The sequence below is a fragment of the Streptomyces misionensis genome (genome assembly GCF_007896895.1).
Lineage (GTDB): Bacteria > Actinomycetota > Actinomycetes > Streptomycetales > Streptomycetaceae > Streptomyces > Streptomyces misionensis_A.
On the sequence record NZ_VOGW01000204.1, the window covers coordinates 1 to 17,228 of the forward strand.

16 protein-coding genes are annotated in these 17,228 nt (G+C 72.6%); 13 read left to right on the forward strand and 3 right to left on the reverse strand.

Annotation, left to right across the window (positions count from 1 at the left end):
* Positions 1–29 precede the first annotated feature (29 nt).
* From FRZ03_RS41385 to purH, 3 genes are all read left to right on the forward strand, one after another.
* On the forward strand, positions 30–338 hold the full coding sequence (locus tag FRZ03_RS41385; protein WP_398662271.1) for a hypothetical protein: 309 nt from the start codon (positions 30–32) through the stop codon (positions 336–338).
* Between the two features lie 306 nt (positions 339–644).
* Positions 645–1,274, forward strand: coding sequence for a phosphoribosylglycinamide formyltransferase (purN, locus tag FRZ03_RS37905; protein ID WP_146469701.1), 630 nt, complete (start codon positions 645–647; stop codon positions 1,272–1,274).
* A complete protein-coding gene (gene purH / locus FRZ03_RS37910) occupies positions 1,271–2,833 on the forward strand; it encodes a bifunctional phosphoribosylaminoimidazolecarboxamide formyltransferase/IMP cyclohydrolase (RefSeq protein WP_146469702.1) in 1,563 nt (520 codons plus the stop codon). Before purN ends, purH begins: the two co-directional genes overlap by 4 nt.
* Positions 2,834–3,071: 238 nt before the next feature.
* Here purH and FRZ03_RS37915 read toward each other — a convergent pair whose 3' ends face one another.
* Positions 3,072–3,599, reverse strand: a complete 528-nt coding sequence (locus FRZ03_RS37915) for a hypothetical protein (RefSeq protein WP_146469703.1) — start codon at positions 3,597–3,599, stop codon at positions 3,072–3,074.
* 250 nt (positions 3,600–3,849) lie between these two features.
* Here FRZ03_RS37915 and FRZ03_RS37920 point away from each other — a divergent pair, with 250 nt between their 5' ends.
* The 9 genes from FRZ03_RS37920 (at position 3,850) to FRZ03_RS37960 (ending at position 15,679) form a co-directional block, all read left to right on the forward strand.
* Positions 3,850–4,704 (forward strand): bifunctional methylenetetrahydrofolate dehydrogenase/methenyltetrahydrofolate cyclohydrolase, encoded by an 855-nt coding sequence (locus tag FRZ03_RS37920; RefSeq protein WP_146469704.1) that lies wholly within the window; start codon positions 3,850–3,852, stop codon positions 4,702–4,704.
* Between the two features lie 55 nt (positions 4,705–4,759).
* Positions 4,760–5,248, forward strand: a complete 489-nt coding sequence (locus tag FRZ03_RS37925) for a DUF3017 domain-containing protein (protein ID WP_315902691.1) — start codon at positions 4,760–4,762, stop codon at positions 5,246–5,248.
* 224 nt (positions 5,249–5,472) lie between these two features.
* On the forward strand, positions 5,473–6,867 hold the full coding sequence (locus FRZ03_RS37930) for a DUF2690 domain-containing protein (protein ID WP_146469705.1): 1,395 nt from the start codon (positions 5,473–5,475) through the stop codon (positions 6,865–6,867).
* A gap of 329 nt (positions 6,868–7,196) precedes the next feature.
* Positions 7,197–8,186 (forward strand): malate dehydrogenase, encoded by a 990-nt coding sequence (locus tag FRZ03_RS37935; RefSeq protein ID WP_146469706.1) that lies wholly within the window; start codon positions 7,197–7,199, stop codon positions 8,184–8,186.
* 304 nt (positions 8,187–8,490) lie between these two features.
* Entirely contained in the window at positions 8,491–10,011 is a 1,521-nt protein-coding gene (locus FRZ03_RS37940) for an aldehyde dehydrogenase family protein (protein WP_146469707.1), read from the forward strand.
* 44 nt (positions 10,012–10,055) lie between these two features.
* Positions 10,056–11,594, forward strand: coding sequence for a GMC family oxidoreductase (locus tag FRZ03_RS37945; protein ID WP_146469708.1), 1,539 nt, complete (start codon positions 10,056–10,058; stop codon positions 11,592–11,594).
* On the forward strand, positions 11,591–12,790 hold the full coding sequence (locus FRZ03_RS37950; protein ID WP_146469709.1) for a quaternary amine ABC transporter ATP-binding protein: 1,200 nt from the start codon (positions 11,591–11,593) through the stop codon (positions 12,788–12,790). The genes FRZ03_RS37945 and FRZ03_RS37950 overlap by 4 nt, the downstream gene beginning before the upstream one ends.
* Positions 12,790–14,718 carry an ABC transporter permease gene (locus tag FRZ03_RS37955; protein WP_146469710.1) on the forward strand — a complete coding sequence of 643 codons (1,929 nt, stop codon included), beginning with the start codon at positions 12,790–12,792 and terminating at the stop codon, positions 14,716–14,718. Before FRZ03_RS37950 ends, FRZ03_RS37955 begins: the two co-directional genes overlap by 1 nt.
* Before the next feature lies 1 nt (position 14,719).
* Positions 14,720–15,679: an ABC transporter substrate-binding protein gene (locus FRZ03_RS37960; protein ID WP_146469711.1), complete on the forward strand. Its 960-nt coding sequence runs from the start codon at positions 14,720–14,722 to the stop codon at positions 15,677–15,679.
* 7 nt (positions 15,680–15,686) lie between these two features.
* Here FRZ03_RS37960 and FRZ03_RS37965 read toward each other — a convergent pair whose 3' ends face one another.
* Positions 15,687–16,418 (reverse strand): isocitrate lyase/phosphoenolpyruvate mutase family protein, encoded by a 732-nt coding sequence (locus FRZ03_RS37965; RefSeq protein ID WP_146469712.1) that lies wholly within the window; start codon positions 16,416–16,418, stop codon positions 15,687–15,689.
* Entirely contained in the window at positions 16,415–16,912 is a 498-nt protein-coding gene (locus FRZ03_RS37970; protein ID WP_146469713.1) for a carboxymuconolactone decarboxylase family protein, read from the reverse strand. The genes FRZ03_RS37965 and FRZ03_RS37970 overlap by 4 nt, the downstream gene beginning before the upstream one ends.
* 46 nt (positions 16,913–16,958) lie before the next feature.
* Here FRZ03_RS37970 and FRZ03_RS37975 point away from each other — a divergent pair.
* A partial coding sequence (locus FRZ03_RS37975; protein WP_146469761.1) for a GntR family transcriptional regulator occupies positions 16,959–17,228 on the forward strand: 270 nt, incomplete at its 3' end.

Here is a 17,228-nt window from a genome sequence, read left to right on the forward strand (position 1 = left end):
GCGCCGCCGGGCGCGTTCTTCCACCCGATCTGCGGCGGGTCGTCACCGAGGCGGCGCGCTCGGCGGAGGTCACCCACACCCATCCCGCGGGGGTGGCCGGCGCCGTCGCGGTGACGGTCGCCGCCGCGCTGTCCGCGCGGGCCCGGCCGCCGCCCGCCCGGGGTGGGCGCCCCCACCCCGCCGGCTACTGCCCCCGCGGGACCGGCCCGGCCCGCCGCCACGGTCCCGTCCGCCCTCGGACGCCCCGCCCCGCGGGGCGTCCGGCGGGGTCGAAGGCCGCTCGCGCAGCAGCATGCCGGCGCGCGCTCCCCCCGGGGCCGAATCTGGCGGGAACGTGAGGAGTCGCAGGCTGCGGACGGGCATCAAAAGAGCGTCTTCCCCTAGATCAACACGGCTGGTCGTCGTGAGCTTCCACCTCGTCAACGCGCCGCACGGCGACCGCGTTCCCGAGGCTGCCCCTCGCGATTCCCTGCGAACGCTACCTCCCGGCCACGCACCCGTCCCGTGGGGGCCGTCCGCGGGGCCGGTATCGTTGCTGGCGGTCGGCCGCTTCGTAGACTTCCCCGTATCCCGGGGCGCGACGCATTCGTACGACTGTACAAACCGCCGACGGCACAGATCGTTTCTTGAGAAAGGGCCCCACCGTGGCCGCCAACCCCGTGGCCAAGCGCCTCGTCGTGCTGGTCTCCGGATCCGGCACCAACCTCCAGGCGCTCCTCGACGAGATCGAGCGCACCGGCGCGGAGGCGTACGGCGCGCGGATCGTCGCCGTAGGGGCGGACCGCGACGGCATCGAGGGGCTCGCCCGTGCCGAACGGGCCGGGCTGCCGACCTTCGTGTGCCGGGTCAAGGACCACGCGAGCCGCGAGGAGTGGGACGCCGCCCTCGCCGCGGCCGTGGCGGCGCACGAGCCCGACCTGGTGATCTCCGCCGGGTTCATGAAGATCGTGGGCAAGGAGTTCCTCGCGCGCTTCGGCGGGCGGTTCGTCAACACCCACCCTGCCCTGCTGCCCAGTTTTCCCGGCGCCCACGGCGTCCGTGACGCGCTCGCGTACGGCGCCAGGGTCACCGGCTGCACCGTCCACTTCGTCGACGACGGCGTCGACACCGGGCCGATCATCGCGCAGGGCGTGGTGGAGATCCGGGACGAGGACGACGAGAGCGCGCTGCACGAGCGCATCAAGGAAGTCGAGCGAAGGCTGCTCGTCGAGGTCGTGGGGCGGCTCGCCCGCAACGGCTATCGCATTGAGGGACGAAAGGTAGTTATCCAGTGACCGCCGAGAGCAACAAGCGGCCCCTTCGCCGGGCGCTCGTCAGCGTCTACGACAAGACCGGCCTGGAGGAGCTGGCACGCGGGCTGCACGAGGCCGGTGTCGAGCTGGTGTCGACCGGGTCCACCGCCTCCCGCATCGCCGCCGCCGGCGTCCCCGTCACCAAGGTCGAGGAGCTGACCGGCTTCCCCGAGTGCCTGGACGGCCGGGTCAAGACCCTGCACCCCAAGGTGCACGCGGGCATCCTCGCCGACCTGCGGCTGGACAGCCACCGCACGCAGCTCGCCGAGCTGGGCGTGGCGCCCTTCGACCTGGTCGTCGTGAACCTCTACCCGTTCCGCGAGACCGTCGCCTCCGGGGCCTCGGCCGACGAGTGCGTGGAGCAGATCGACATCGGCGGCCCCTCGATGGTCCGCGCCGCCGCCAAGAACCACCCCTCGGTCGCCGTGGTCACCAGCCCCGAGCGGTACGCCGACGTGCTGGAGGCCGCCAAGGACGGCGGCTTCGACCTGGCCGCCCGCAAGCGGCTGGCCGCCGAGGCCTTCCGGCACACCGCCGCCTACGACGTGGCCGTCGCCTCCTGGTTCGCCGCCGACTACGCCCCCGCGGACGACTCGGGCTTCCCGGACTTCACCGGCGCCGCCTACGAGCGCAAGAACACCCTGCGCTACGGCGAGAACCCCCACCAGGGCGCCGCGCTGTACGTGGACGGCACGGGCGGCCTGGCCGAGGCGGAGCAGCTGCACGGCAAGGAGATGTCGTACAACAACTACACGGACACGGACGCCGCCCGCCGTGCCGCGTACGACCACGCCGACCCCTGTGTCGCGATCATCAAGCACGCCAACCCCTGCGGCATCGCGACCGGCGCGGACGTCGCCGAGGCGCACCGCAAGGCGCACGCCTGCGACCCGGTCTCCGCGTACGGCGGTGTGATCGCGGTCAACCGTCCGGTGAGCCGGGAGATGGCCGAGCAGGTCGCGGACATCTTCACCGAGGTCATCGTGGCGCCGGACTACGAGGAGGGGGCCCTGGAGGCCCTCACCAAGAAGAAGAACATCCGGGTGCTGAAGGCCCCCGGCGCGCCCACGGGCGCGGTCGAGGCCAAGCAGATCGACGGCGGCCTGCTGGTCCAGGTGACCGACCGGCTCCAGGCCGACGGCGACGACCCCGCCAACTGGACGCTGGCCAGCGGCGAGGCGCTGTCCGCCGAGGAGCTGAAGGAGCTGGCCTTCGCCTGGAAGGCGTGCCGCGCCGTGAAGTCCAACGCGATCCTGCTCGCCAAGGACGGCGCCTCGGTCGGCGTCGGCATGGGCCAGGTCAACCGCGTCGACTCCTGCAAGCTGGCGGTCGAGCGGGCCGGTGAGGAGCGGGCGCGTGGCTCCTTCGCCGCCTCCGACGCGTTCTTCCCCTTCCCCGACGGCCCGGAGATCCTGATCGAGGCCGGTGTCCGCGCGATCGTCCAGCCCGGCGGCTCCATCCGCGACGAGCAGGTCGTGGAGGCCGCCAAGAAGGCGGGCGTGACCATGTACTTCACGGGCACGCGCCACTTCTTCCACTGAGCCGCGACGGTCTCCGGCCCTCCCCGAGGGGGCCGGAGACCGTCCGTGCGGCCGCCGCTCAGGGCGGTGGCCGCGGTGAACACCCCGGCGGGCCGGCGATGTTCACCGTTCCCCCGTGTGAACGAGCGACGCGGTCGCTTCCTCGGGGGGAGACGCACCGGGGCCGTGTCCCCCCTGGCAGGGTGGGACACGGCCCCGGAAGCCGGATGGCGCGAAGTGTGCCTCGCGCCGGGGTGGTTCAGTAGCGGGCGCGGTTGAACCAGGCCTTGCCGTCGGCGCCGCCGACGAAGCAGGCGATCAGGATGCCGAGCACGATGTGCACGATGCCCACGATGACGAGGAACGGGTAGACGCCGAGCACCGCGCTCAGGATGCCGAAGACCAGGGCCGTGACCCGCAGGCCGTTGCCGCCGGTGGAGAACTTCGCGGCCATGACGGCAGCCCACACCAGCCAGGCGAGCGCGAGCACCACGAAGGCCCACATCACGCCCACCGGGTAGTCGGAGAGCCCCGGCAGGGAGTTGTCCTTCTTGGCCTTGTTGATGGCCACGGCGGAGAAGGCGAACAGCGCCACGCCGATGACCTGGAGGGCGACGATGACCCACAGCATCGTGCGGGCCGCGCTGACCTTGCCCGGCATGGCGGTCATCGGGGCGGCGGCGCCGTACGGCTGCTGGACCGGCGGCGCGGCGGGGTAGCCGTAGCCGGGCTGCTGGGGCTGGCCCTGCGGGGCGCCGTAGGGGTTGTTCGGGTCGCCGTAGCTCATGGTTGGTCTTCCTCCGTTGTTCCGAGTGCGGGGACGAGGCGCGGCACTGCACGGAGGAGAGTTTCTACAGATGCGGTCCGTCCCCCCGATGAGCTGCCCGCTGCACTGCGCTGTTCATCGTTCTTGACCGGATAGTGGCTTGTCCAGCCGTAATCGGCGGGTGTTGTGCAAGTGCAACATCCGTGATCACAACGGCGTGGACGCGGACCCGGATTGGAACCCCGGGGCGGTCATCCGGGAGGATGGGGGTATGACCGCCCAGATTCTCGATGGCAAGGCCACCGCAGCCGCGATCAAGTCCGATCTGACCGCCCGCGTGGCGGCGCTGAGGGAGAAGGGAGTCACGCCCGGACTCGGCACCGTCCTGGTCGGGGACGACCCCGGCAGCCGCAAGTACGTCGCGGGCAAGCACCGCGACTGCGCCCAGGTGGGCCTCGCCTCCATCCAGCGGGAGCTGCCGGCCACGGCCACCCAGGAGGAGATCGAGGCGGTCGTCCGCGAGCTGAACGAGGACCCCGCCTGCACCGGCTACATCGTCCAGCTGCCGCTGCCCAAGGGCATCGACGAGAACCGCATCCTGGAGCTGATGGACCCGGCCAAGGACGCGGACGGCCTGCATCCGATGAACCTGGGCCGCCTGGTGCTCAACGAGCCGGCCCCGCTGCCCTGCACCCCCAACGGCATCCTCACCCTGCTGCGCCGCTACGGCGTGGAGATCAAGGGCGCCGAGGTCGTGGTCGTCGGCCGGGGCGTGACCATCGGCCGTCCGATGCCGCTGCTGCTCACCCGCCGCAGCGAGAACGCCACCGTGACCCAGTGCCACACCGGCACCCGCGATCTGTCCGCCCACCTCAAGCGGGCCGACATCGTCATCGCGGCGGCCGGCTCCCCGCACCTGATCCGCGCCGAGGACGTCAAGCCGGGCGCGGCCGTCCTGGACGTCGGCGTCTCCCGCAACGCCGAGGGCAAGATCGTCGGCGACGTCCACCCGGACGTGGCCGAGGTGGCGGGCTGGATCTCCCCGAACCCCGGCGGTGTCGGTCCGATGACCCGGGCCCAGCTGCTGGTCAACGTGGTCGAGGCGGCGGAGCGCAGTGCCGGCTGACGACACCCGCCGCGGCGACGCGACCGCGAGCGAGGCGACCGTGAACGACGAGAGCGTGGACCGCGAGAGCACGGACGGCGCGGACGGCGGTGGCGTGGAGGAGGAGACGGTCCGCGACGCGATCAGCGCCCCGGACGCACAGGGGCGCCCGCGCCGCGTCACCCGCCGCTTCCCGCTGTTCACCAGGGACACCGCACGGCCGGAGGGCGGTGGCCGGGCCGCGTCCGGTGCCGCCCCGGCGCCCGCGCGGCAGTGGCCGCTGCTGGTGGTGCTGGGCACGGTCGCGCTCGGCCTGCTGGTGACCGCGCTCGACGCGTTCCGCGTCGGCATCCTGCTGATCGGTGTGGGGCTGCTGGCCGGCGCGGTGCTGCGCTGGATGCTGCCGGGCGTCGGCATGCTCGCCGTCCGCTCCCGGTTCACCGACATCAGCACCTACGGCGTCCTCGGCCTGGTGATCGTCCTGCTGGCGCTGATGGCCCAGCCGCAACCCTGGCTGGAGATCCCGTTCCTGAAGGACACGCTGCACTCCACGGTGACCAGGTAAGGCCACCGGTACGGCGGTTCGTCCCCTCCCTCCGAGGGAGGACGGACCGCCGCCCGAAACACCCTCGCCCGCGGCGAACGGCCTGATGAGCGGCTGTTTTCGCGCTGTGGCACGGAAGTGACCGTTCCGCTACGGTGACCGCGCGCCGCCGCTCCGTGCCTTTGTGGTGCCGATGTGTGGACAGTTCGGGACACGTGACAAAGTGGGGATGAGGGGGGAGATCGATGCCTCGTTGGAACACCCTGCCGAAAGAACTCGACCCGGAGATCAAGGAGTTCGTCAACCAGCTGCGCTGGCTGGTGGACCTCGGCGGTCTGCACGTCGCGGACCTGGCCGACCGCACCGGCTACGGCAGGACGTCCTGGGAGCGTTACCTCGCGGGTGAACTCCTCGCGCCCAAGGGCGCGGCGGTGGCGCTCGCCGAGGCCGCCGGGGCCAGTCCGGTCCCGCTCGTCACCATGTGGGAGCTGGCCGAACGCGCCTGGCGGCGGGCCGAACTCGGGCTCGACCACACGGCACAGCCACTGCGCGTCTCCGCGTCCTCCCGTGACGCGGCCTCCGGCGACGCGGCCTCCCGCGCGGCCTCCCGTGATTCCGGCGCGCCGTCCTCCCGCGCGTCCGGGGGAGCCACCCTCACCGACCCGGCGGACGCCTTCCCGAAGATCCCGGCCCAGCCGACGGCCGCGGAGGCCGAGACCCGCGGCTCCTGGGGGCTGGCCGGCTACCGCGGCCCGTCCCGGGCGAGCGCCCGGCCCGCGGCGCGGGACGGCGAGCGGGCGGCGGAAACCGGATCGCGGGACGGCGGACGGCCGGAGGGGCCCGGGACGCGGGACGGCGGACGGCCGGAGGGGCCCGGGACGGGCAGCGGCGGTTGGCCGCGGATTCCCGCGCAGGCCCCGGTCGGCCCGATCACCGCGAGTCCCGTGCGCCTCACGAACCCGCCCGGCTCCAAGAGTGCGACCGGCTCCCACGACGCGACCGGCTCCCACGACGCGACCGGCCCCCACAGCGCGACCGGCTCGACAAGCACGAGCCCCACAAGCGCGACCAGCCCCCTGAAGCCAGTCGGCCCCGCGAGCCCTCCCGACGCAGCCCCGGCCTCCGGGACGTCACGCGTCGCCGGGTACCGGCAGCCGGCGCTGATGTTCCTCGCCGGGTTCGTCACCGTGCTGCTCGTCATCCTCGGGGTCTTCCACTTCACCGGTGGGCACGGCGGCGGGCACGCGAAGGCCGCCGAGCGGCCTGCGCCGACCATCAGCGCGCGGGAGAGCCGCCCGCCCGGGGTCCGGTGCGCCGGCTCGGACTGCGCGGGCAAGGACGCCGAGACCATGGGATGCAGCGGCGACCAGGTGGCCACCGCCCAGACCGTCCCGCTCGGCGCCACCACCCTGGAGGTCCGCTACAGCAAGGTCTGCGGCACGGCGTGGGGCCGGATCACGAACGCCGTGCCCGGCGACAAGGTCCAGGTCACCGGGGGCAAGGGCACGGCCCGGCAGACCGGCCAGATCACCGCCGTCGGCGAGACCATCGCGTACACCCCGATGATCGCCGTACGGGACCCGGCCGAGGCCACGGCGTGCGCCACCCTCGCCAACGGCCGCACGGGCTGCACGAAGTGACCGCCCGGCACACCCGCGGGATGCCGAACGGATGAATTTCGGTTCGGCGCGCATGCCCGGCCCGATCCTGGGCAGGCGCTCGGCACCCCCCACGGGAGACCGGTGCGCCGGTACCCCCACCGGCGGCCGTCTCCGTCCTCCCCCTCTCCGGACGGGCGGCCGCCTTTTGCCGTCCGTCGTGCCCCTCTGTGGGGTGAGCCACAGGGCCCGGCACGTCTCGCATGCCGGATGCGCGATAGCCTGACCGGTGGATCTCTCTTGATACCAAGAGATCGATCATCCGCCCGGGGCAGGGACGCCCCACCGCCAGCTGTCATACGGAGAACGCCATGACCCGCACTCCCGTGAACGTCACCGTCACCGGCGCGGCCGGCCAGATCGGTTACGCCCTGCTCTTCCGCATCGCCTCCGGCCAGCTGCTGGGCGCGGACGTTCCGGTCCGGCTGCGCCTCCTGGAGATCACCCCGGCCCTCAAGGCCGCCGAGGGCACGGCCATGGAGCTGGACGACTGCGCCTTCCCGCTGCTCCAGGGCATCGACATCACCGACGACCCGAACGTCGCCTTCGACGGCGCCAACGTCGCCCTGCTGGTCGGCGCCCGCCCGCGCACCAAGGGCATGGAGCGCGGTGACCTCCTGGAGGCCAACGGCGGCATCTTCAAGCCGCAGGGCAAGGCCATCAACGACCACGCCGCGGACGACATCAAGGTCCTGGTCGTCGGCAACCCGGCCAACACCAACGCGCTGATCGCGCAGGCGGCGGCGCCGGACGTACCGGCCGAGCGGTTCACCGCGATGACCCGTCTGGACCACAACCGGGCGCTCACCCAGCTGGCGAAGAAGACGGGCACCTCGGTCGCCGACATCAAGCGGCTGACCATCTGGGGCAACCACTCCGCCACGCAGTACCCGGACATCTTCCACGCGACGGTCGCCGGCAAGAACGCCGCGGAGGTCGTGAACGACGAGAAGTGGCTGGCCGAGGACTTCATCCCGACCGTCGCCAAGCGCGGCGCCGCCATCATCGAGGCCCGTGGCGCCTCGTCGGCCGCGTCCGCCGCGAACGCCGCGATCGACCACGTGCACACCTGGGTCAACGGCACCGCCGAGGGCGACTGGACCTCCATGGGCATCCCGTCGGACGGCTCCTACGGCGTGCCGGAGGGTCTGATCTCCTCCTTCCCGGTCACCACCAAGGACGGCAAGTACGAGATCGTCCAGGGCCTGGACATCAACGAGTTCTCCCGCGCGCGCATCGACGCGTCGGTGAAGGAGCTGTCGGAGGAGCGCGAGGCGGTCCGCGCCCTCGGCCTCATCTGACGCCGGCCGAGCACTTTCCCTGGGCCCCGCTCCGGTTCCTCCGGAGCGGGGCCCACGTGCGTCCTGGCGAAGCCGCCGGGCGGGTCGCCGCCGTCGCCACGGGCTGTACCGGGGGCATGGACCGAACGCAGCGCCCCCGATACCCGTTTCTGTCTGTTTTCCACCGCCTTTTTAGTGACGCCGCACACTTTCGCTCACCGATTCCGCATGCAAACCAAAAGCCATGGGCAGGCGGCCACGGTCTTTGACCCCGGCCACCGGGTGACGCAGGGACGCGAAACGGTAACGGAAGGCAACACCGATCATGGCGGACAGAACGGCACGACAGGCCCACGAGACCATCCACGCGGGCGGCGCATGGCTGGCGGCGATCTCCGGCGCGACCCGGGAGATCCTCGACCCGGCGGACGCCCGGCCGTTCGCGGTGGTCGCGGAGGGCGACGAGAAGGACGCCGAGCGCGCCGTGGCCGCGGCCCGGCAGGCGTTCGACGAGGGGCCCTGGCCCCGCACCCCCGTCGCCGAGCGCGCCGCCCTGCTGCGCCGCGTCGCCGACCTCCTCGTACGCGACCGCGAAGACCTCGGCCGGCTGGAGGCCCAGGACGCGGGCAAGACCGTGGAGGAGGGCCGGGTCGACATCGACTGTGTCGCCGACGCCTTCCGCTACTTCGCCGACCTGGTGGCCGCCGAGGCCCCCGGCCGGGTCGTGGACGCCGGCTCGCCCGACGTCCACAGCGTCGTCGTGTACGAGCCGGTCGGCGTCTGCGCCCTGATCACCCCCTGGAACTACCCGCTGCTCCAGGCCAGTTGGAAGATCGCCCCGGCGCTCGCGGCCGGCAACACCTTCGTGATCAAGCCCAGCGAGATCACCCCGATGACCACGATCGCGCTGATCGAGCTGCTGGCCGAGGCCGGGCTCCCGGCGGGCGTCGCCAACATCGTCACCGGCCCCGGGCACTCCGTCGGCGCCCGGCTCGCCGAGCACCCCGGCGTCGACCTGGTCTCCTTCACCGGCGGGCTGGTCAGCGGCACCAAGGTCGCCCAGGCCGCCGCCCCCACGGTGAAGAAGGTCGCCCTCGAACTCGGCGGCAAGAACCCCAACGTGGTCTTCGCCGACGCCTGCGCCACCGAGGAGGGCTTCGACACCGCCGTGGACCAGGCCCTCAACGCCGCCTTCATCCACAGCGGCCAGGTCTGCTCGGCCGGCGGCCGGCTCATCGTCGAGGAGTCGGTGCGCGAACGCTTCGTCACCGAACTCGCCCGCCGCGCCCAGCGGATCAGGATCGGCCGCGGCACCGAGGACGGCGTCGAGGTCGGCCCCCTCGTCTCCGAGCAGCAGCGCGCCAGGACCGAGGCGTACGTCGCCTCCGCGCTCGCCGAGGGCGCGGTGCTGCGCTGCGGCGGCAAGCGGCCCGAACCCGCCCCGGAGCGGCCGGAGTCGGGCTACTTCTACGAGCCGACCGTCCTGGACGCCTGCCACCGCGAGATGAAGGTCGTCCGGGAGGAGGTCTTCGGACCCGTGCTCACCGTCGAGACCTTCACCACCGAGGACGAGGCCGTCCGCCTCGCCAACGACACCGAGTACGGCCTGGCCGGCGCCGTCTGGACCACCGACCCCGGCAAGGCCCGGCGCGTCGCGGCCCGGCTGCGCCACGGCACCGTCTGGATCAACGACTTCCACCCCTACCTGCCGCAGGCGGAGTGGGGCGGCTTCGGCAAGAGCGGCACCGGCCGCGAGCTGGGCCCCGCCGGACTCGCCGAGTACCGGGAGACCAAGCACGTGTACCAGAACCTCGCGCCCGCACCCGTGCGCTGGTTCGCCGGCTGAGCCCGACCCGACCTTCCTCTCACACCCCCTGGAGTAGCACCCCCATGCCCGAGACCCCCCACGTCTACGACTACGTCGTCATCGGCGGCGGTACGGCAGGCTCCGTCATCGCCTCCCGCCTCACCGAGGACCCGGACACCACCGTCGCCGTCATCGAGGGCGGCCCCACCGACATCGACCGCGAGGACGTCCTCACCCTGCGCCGCTGGCTGGGCCTGCTGGGCGGCGACCTGGACTACGAGTACACCACCGTCGAGCAGCCAAACGGCAATTCCCACATCCTGCACAGCCGTGCCAAGGTGCTCGGCGGCTGCTCCTCGCACAACACCCTGATCTCCTTCAAGCCGCTGCCCTCCGACTGGGACGAGTGGGAGGAGGCCGGCGCCAAGGGCTGGGGCGCGGTGCCGATGGAGGCGTACTTCGCCCGGCTGCGCAACAACATCGTGCGCGTCGCCGAGAAGGACCAGAACCTCATCGCCAAGGACTGGATCGACGCGACGAAGACCGCGATCGGCGTCCCCGAGGTGATCGGCTTCAACGACAAGCCGTTCCACGAGGGGGTCGGCTTCCTCGACCTCGCCTACCACCCGGAGAACAACAAGCGCTCCTCCGCGTCCGTCGCCTACCTGCACCCGCACATCGAGGCCGGCGACCGCCCCAACCTCACGCTGCTGCTGGAGACGTGGGCGTACAAGCTGGAGCTGGACGGCAAGCGCGCCACCGGTGTCCGCGTGCGCGCCAAGGACGGCACGGAGCAGCTGATCGGCGCCCGCCGGGAGGTCGTGGTCTGCGCCGGCGCCGTGGACTCGCCCCGACTGCTGCTGCTGTCCGGCATCGGCCCGAAGCAGGACCTCGAAGCGCTCGGCATCCCCGTCGTGCACGACCTGCCGGGCGTCGGCGAGAACCTCCAGGACCACCCGGAGTCGGTGATCGTGTGGGAGACGAACCGGCCGCTGCCGGAGAACTCCGCGATGGACTCCGACGCCGCGCTGTTCGTGCGCCGGGACGAGTCGCTGGACGCCCCCGACCTGATGTTCCACTTCTACCAGATCCCCTTCACCGACAACCCGGAGCGGCTGGGCTACGAACGCCCCGAGCACGGCGTGTCGATGACCCCGAACATCCCCAAGTCCCGTGCACGCGGCCGTCTTTACCTCACCAGCGCGGACCCGGAGGTCAAGCCCGCCCTCGACTTCCGCTACTTCACCGACGAGGACGGCTACGACGCCCGGACCCTGGTCGACGGCGTGAAGATCGCCCGTGAGATCGCCCGGACCGAGCCGTTCGCCGGCTGGCTGGAGCGCGAGGTCTTCCCCGGCCCCGACGTCACCGACGACGAGCAGCTCAGCGAACTGCTGCGCAAGGCGCACCACACCGTCTACCACCCCGCCGGCACCTGCCGGATGGGCGCCGCCGACGACGAACTCGCCGTCGTCGACCCCGAATTGAAGATCCGCGGCCTCGACGGCATCCGCATAGCCGACGCGTCCGTCTTCCCGACCCTGTTCGCCGTCAACCCGATGATCGGGGTGCTGATGGTCGGGGAGAAGGCCGTCGACCTGATCGGAGGCGATCGCCGATGAACACCACCGTCCCCACCCGCAAGCCGCCCACCGCCGAGGACGCCCCCGTCTTCGCGGTCTCCCACCTGTGGAAGGTCTTCGGCGCCAAGCCCGAGCGCGTCCCGGCCGACCCCGAACTCGCCGCCCTCGATCCGGCCGGCCTGCGCGCCCGCACCGGCTGCACGGCGGCCGTCCGCGACGTCTCCTTCGACGTCCGCAAGGGCGAGGTCTTCGTGGTCATGGGCCTGTCCGGGTCCGGCAAGTCCACCCTCGTGCGCTGCCTGACCCGGCTGATCGAGCCGACCGCGGGCACCATCGCCATCGACGGCGAGGACGTGACCGCCATGGACAAGGCCCGGCTGCGCGAACTGCGCCGCCACCGCGCCGCGATGGTCTTCCAGCACTTCGGCCTGCTGCCGCACCGCACGGTCCTGGACAACGTGGCCTACGGCCTGGAGATCCAGGGCATCGGCAAGTCCGAGCGCCGCGAGCGCGCCGCCGAGATCGTCGCCAAGGTCGGCCTCGCGGGCATGGAGCACCGCCGCCCCGGCCAGCTCTCCGGCGGCCAGCGCCAGCGCGTGGGCCTCGCCCGGGCGCTCGCCGTGGACCCCGAAGTCCTCCTGTTCGACGAGCCGTTCAGCGCCCTGGACCCGCTCATCCGGCGCGACATGCAGGACGAGGTGACCCGCCTGCACCGCGAGGAGGGCCGCACCATGGTCTTCATCACCCACGATCTCAGCGAGGCCCTCAAGCTCGGCGACCGCATCGCCCTGATGCGCGACGGCCGGATCGTCCAGCTCGGCACCCCCGAGGAGATCGTGGGCTCCCCGGCCGACGACTACGTCCGCGAGTTCGTCCGGGACGTGCCGCGCGAGCAGGTCGTGACCTGCCGTACGGCGATGCGCCCGGCGACCTCCGAGGAGACCACCGAGGGCCCCGCGCTCGCCCCGGAGGCCACGGTCTCCGAGGCCATCGAGGCCGTCGCGCGCACCGGCACCGCCGCCCGCGTCATGGACGAGGGCCGCTGCCTGGGCGTGGTCGACCGCGAACAGCTCCTGGACGTGGTGGCCGGCGTGACCACGGAACCGGCCGCCCCCGCGGCCCCCGCCGGCCGCGACGCCGTGGCCGCGCCCGGCCGTGCCGCCGGGTCCGCGCGGCCCGGCGCACCCCGCGCGCACGGGCACGCCAAGAAGCCGGCCACCCCGGAGGCCGTCTGATGGCTGTCCTCACCGTCCCCGCCCTGCGTACCAAGGCCCCCGCCGTCCTGCGCAACAGAGCCGTCGGCAAGCTCCTGCTGCTCGCGCTCGTCACGGCCGTGCTCCTGCCGGTGCTGCACGGCCGCGCCTGGCCGCACCACCTCACGGTCAGCCTGACCAAGCCGCTGACCGACGCCAGCGGGTGGATCATCGACAACCGCGACAGCCACCCCCTCTTCCTCTACTTCTTCGGCTACGTCAGCGAGGCGGTCGTCTTTTCCGTCCGCGCCGTCTACGTCTCCCTGCTGGCCATCGGCTGGCCCGGCGTCACCGTGCTCGGCGCCCTCGTCGCCTGGCGGGTCGCCGGTCCCCGCCTCGCCACCGGCACCGCCGTCGCCTTCCTGGCCTGCGGCGCGCTCGGCATGTGGGAGCCGACCATGCAGACCCTCGCGCTGATGGTCGTCGCGGTCCTCGCCTCCGTGCTCGTCGGCGTGGTGCTCGGCCTCGCCGGCGGCCTCTCCGAGCGCCTCGACCGCGCCCTGCGCCCGGTCCTGGACACGATGCAGGTCCTCCCGGCCTTCGCCTACCTCCTCCCCGTCGTCCTGGTCTTCGGCATCGGCGTCCCCGCGGCGGTCCTCGCCACCGTCGTCTACGCCGCCCCGCCCATGGCCCGCCTCACCGCGCTGGGCCTGCGCGGCGCCGACCCCGAAGTCCTGGAGGCCGTGGAGTCGCTCGGCGCGACCCGCCGCCAGCGGCTGCTGACCGCCCGTGTCCCGCTGGCCCGCAAGGAACTCCTGCTGGGCCTCAACCAGACGATCATGATGGCGCTGTCCATGGCCGTGATCGCCTCCGTCATCGGCGCCGGCGGCCTCGGCGACCGCGTCTACCAGGCGCTGTCCACGGTCGACGTCGGCCAGGCGCTCGCCGCGGGCATCCCGATCGTGCTGCTCGCGGTCGTCCTGGACCGGGTGACCGGCGCGGCCGGTGCCGCCGGCCGGAAGGGTCCCCGGACCATCGGCTGGGTGTACGCCCTCGCCGTCACCGCGGTCGCGGCGCTCGCCGCCCGGCTGCTCGGCGCCCTGGACTGGCCGGCCGGCTGGAGCCTGGACATCGCCCAGCCGGTCAACCACGCCGTCGACTGGATGACCTCCCACCTCTACTCCGGGGTCCCGGTCGTCGGCGGCACCGCGGACTGGGCGGGCCACTTCACCACCTGGGTGCTCGACCCGATCCGCGACGGCCTGCAATGGCTGCCCTGGTGGTCGGTGCTGCTGATCGTCGCCGCGCTGGCCTGGCTGATCGGCACCTGGCGCACCGCGCTGACCGCCGTGCTCGCCATGGCCGCGATCGGGGTGCTCGGCGTCTGGGAGCCGTCCCTCGACACCCTCTCCCAGGTGCTGGCCGCCGTCGCCGTCACCCTCGTCCTCGGCATCGCCACGGGCATCGCCGCGGCCCGCAGCGACCGCGTCGAACGCGCGCTGCGCCCGGTGCTCGACGTCTTCCAGACGATGCCGCAGTTCGTGTACCTGATCCCGGTCGTCGCCCTGTTCGGCGTCGGCCGCGCCCCCGCCGTCGCCGCGGCCGTCGTCTACGCGCTGCCCGCCGTCGTGCGGATCACCACGCAAGGGCTGCGGCAGGTCGACCCGGCCGCGCTGGAGTCGGCGCGCTCGCTCGGCGCGACCGGACGGCAGCAGCTGTGGCAGGTCCAGCTGCCGCTCGCCCGCCGCGCGCTGCTGCTCGCCGTCAACCAGGGCGTGGTCCTGGTCCTGGCCGTCGTCATCATCGGCGGTCTGGTCGGCGGCGGCGCCCTCGGTTACGACGTCGCCTACGGCCTCGCCCAGGGCGACCTGGCGACCGGTCTGGTGGCCGGTGCCGCCATCGTCTGCCTGGGGCTGATGCTGGACCGGGTGACCCAGCCCACCGAACGCCGCGCGGGGAAGGGAGCCTGAGATGCGACGCCGACTGCTCACGACGATTCCGGTCGCTCTCGCCGTGCTCGGGCTGACCACCGGCTGCGGCGCGGCCGACATGACCAAGCAGGCCAGCCCGTTCGCCCACACCGGCGGCGGCAAGAGCGTCACGCTGTCCGTGCAGTCCTGGGTGGGCGCCGAGTCCAACGTGGCCGTCGCCCAGTACCTGCTGGAGCACAAACTGGGGTACCGCGTCGACACCGTGCAGGTGGACGAGGTGCCCGCGTGGGACGCGCTGAGCCAGGGCCGGGTCGACGCCCTCCTGGAGGACTGGGGCCACCCGGACCAGGAGAAGCGCTACGTCGACGAGAAGAGGACCATCACGCGCGCCGGCGATCTCGGGGTGACCGGCCACATCGGCTGGTTCGTGCCGACCTACCTGGTCAAGCAGCACCCCGACATCACCGACTGGCGGAACCTGAACAAGTACGCCTCGCTCTTCCGCACCGCGGAGAGCGGCGGCAAGGGCCAGCTGATGGACGGCTCCCCGTCCTATGTCACCAACGACAAGGCGCTGGTGAAGAACCTGAAGCTGGACTACCAGGTGGTATTCGCCGGTTCCGAGGCGGCGCAGATCACCCAGATGAAGCAGTTCGCCAAGGAGAAGAAGCCCTTCCTGACGTACTGGTACTCGCCGCAGTGGCTGTTCAAGAAGGTCCCGATGACGGAGGTGAAGCTGCCGCCGTACAAGAACGGCTGCGACGCGGACGCGGCGAAGATCGCCTGCGCCTATCCGCGCACCCCGCTCCAGAAGTACCTCAACGCCGACTTCGCCAGGTCGGGCGGCAAGGCGGCCGAGTTCCTGAAGCGGTTCCGGTGGACCACGGACGACCAGAACGAGGTCTCGCTGCTGATCGCCCAGGACAAGCTGTCCCCGGCCGAGGCGGCGAAGAAGTGGGTGGACAGCCACCCTGCCGTGTGGAAGAAGTGGCTGCCCTGAGCGTCCGCTAGCGCAGACCGGCGGCGAGTTCCCGCGCCGCCGCCGTGGCCCTGCGCTGGAGCTGCGGCCCGAACGTGATCCGGGTGGCCCCGAGTCCGCCGAGCGCGGCGGGCCCGGGGCCGTCCCCGTCCAGCAGGGCCAGCGCGTTCAGCGGGCCCTCGATCCCGGCCCGCAGCACGGGCAGCGCGTCCACCGGCGCCAGGATCGGGTACACGCACCCGGCACCGGCCGCGATGTACGCGGCGGCCCGCTCGACGGCCCGTTCGGGATCGCCGTCGCCGTGCACGAAGGTGTCGACGCGGGCGTTGAGGAAGAGCCGCCCGGCGGCCGCCGAGCAGAACTCGGCGAGGTATTCGGCGTGCTCCCGCGGGTCCTTGAGCACCCCCTCGGCGGAGTCCTCGATGTTGCAGCCCACGGCTCCCGCCGCGAGCAGCCGCTCCACCAGCTCCTTCGGCGCGATCCCGTACCCGCCCTCGACGTCCGCCGAGACCGGCACGTCCACCGCCCGCGCGATCCGGGCGACGGCCGCGAACATCTCGTCCGCCGGGGTGTGCCCGTCCTCGTACCCGAGCGCCGCGGCGACCCCCGCGCTCGGCGTGGCCAGCGCCGGGAACCCGGCCTCCGCGAAGGCCCGCGCACTGGCCGCGTCCCAGGGGCCGGGCAGGACGAGCGGATCGTCCTGCGGGCGCCCCAGGTGCAGGGCGCGGAACGCCTCCGCCTTGTCCGGGGACGTGCTCACCGGTGCTGTCCGGGCTGGTAGTGGCCCGGGGTCATCCGGGCGGTGACCCCGAACCGGTTCCACGCGTTGATCACCGTGATCGCGGCGATCAGCCGGGCCAGCTCGGCCTCCTCGAACTGCTTGGCGGCCCGCTCGTACACCTCGTCCGGCACGAAGCCGTCGGTCAGCACGGTGATCGCCTCGGTCAGCTCGATCGCCGCCAGCTCCTTCTCCGTGTAGAAGTGCCGCGACTCCTCCCACGCGCTGAGCTGGATGATCCGCTCCACGCTCTCCCCGGCCGCCAGCGCGTCCTTGGTGTGCATGTCCAGGCAGAAGGCGCAGTGGTTGAGCTGGGAGGCGCGGATCTTCACCAGCTCCAGCAGCTTCGGGTCCACCCCCTGGCGGGCGGCGGTGTCCAGCCGGACCATCGCCTTGTACACGTCCGGGGCGTGCTCGGTCCAGTTCAGCCGCGGGGCGTGCTCCGCCGCGTACTCGGTGTTCTCGTCCGTGTTCATGCCTCCACGGTAGAAGCCGGACAGCCCAGGAGTATGGTCCATTTCCATGGCTAAATCCTGGGCCACTTTGGGCGTCGACCTCCATCTGGAACCGGCCGGATCGCACGGGCTGCGCCGGGGCCTGACCGACGCCCTGCGCGACGCGGTGCGCACCGGCCGGCTCGCCCCCGGCACCCGGCTGCCCTCCTCCCGGGCCCTCGCCACCGACCTCGGGATCGCCCGCAACACCGTCGCGGAGGCCTACGCCGACCTGGTCGCCGAGGGCTGGCTGACCGCCCGGCAGGGCTCCGGCACCCGGGTCGCCGAACGCGCCGTC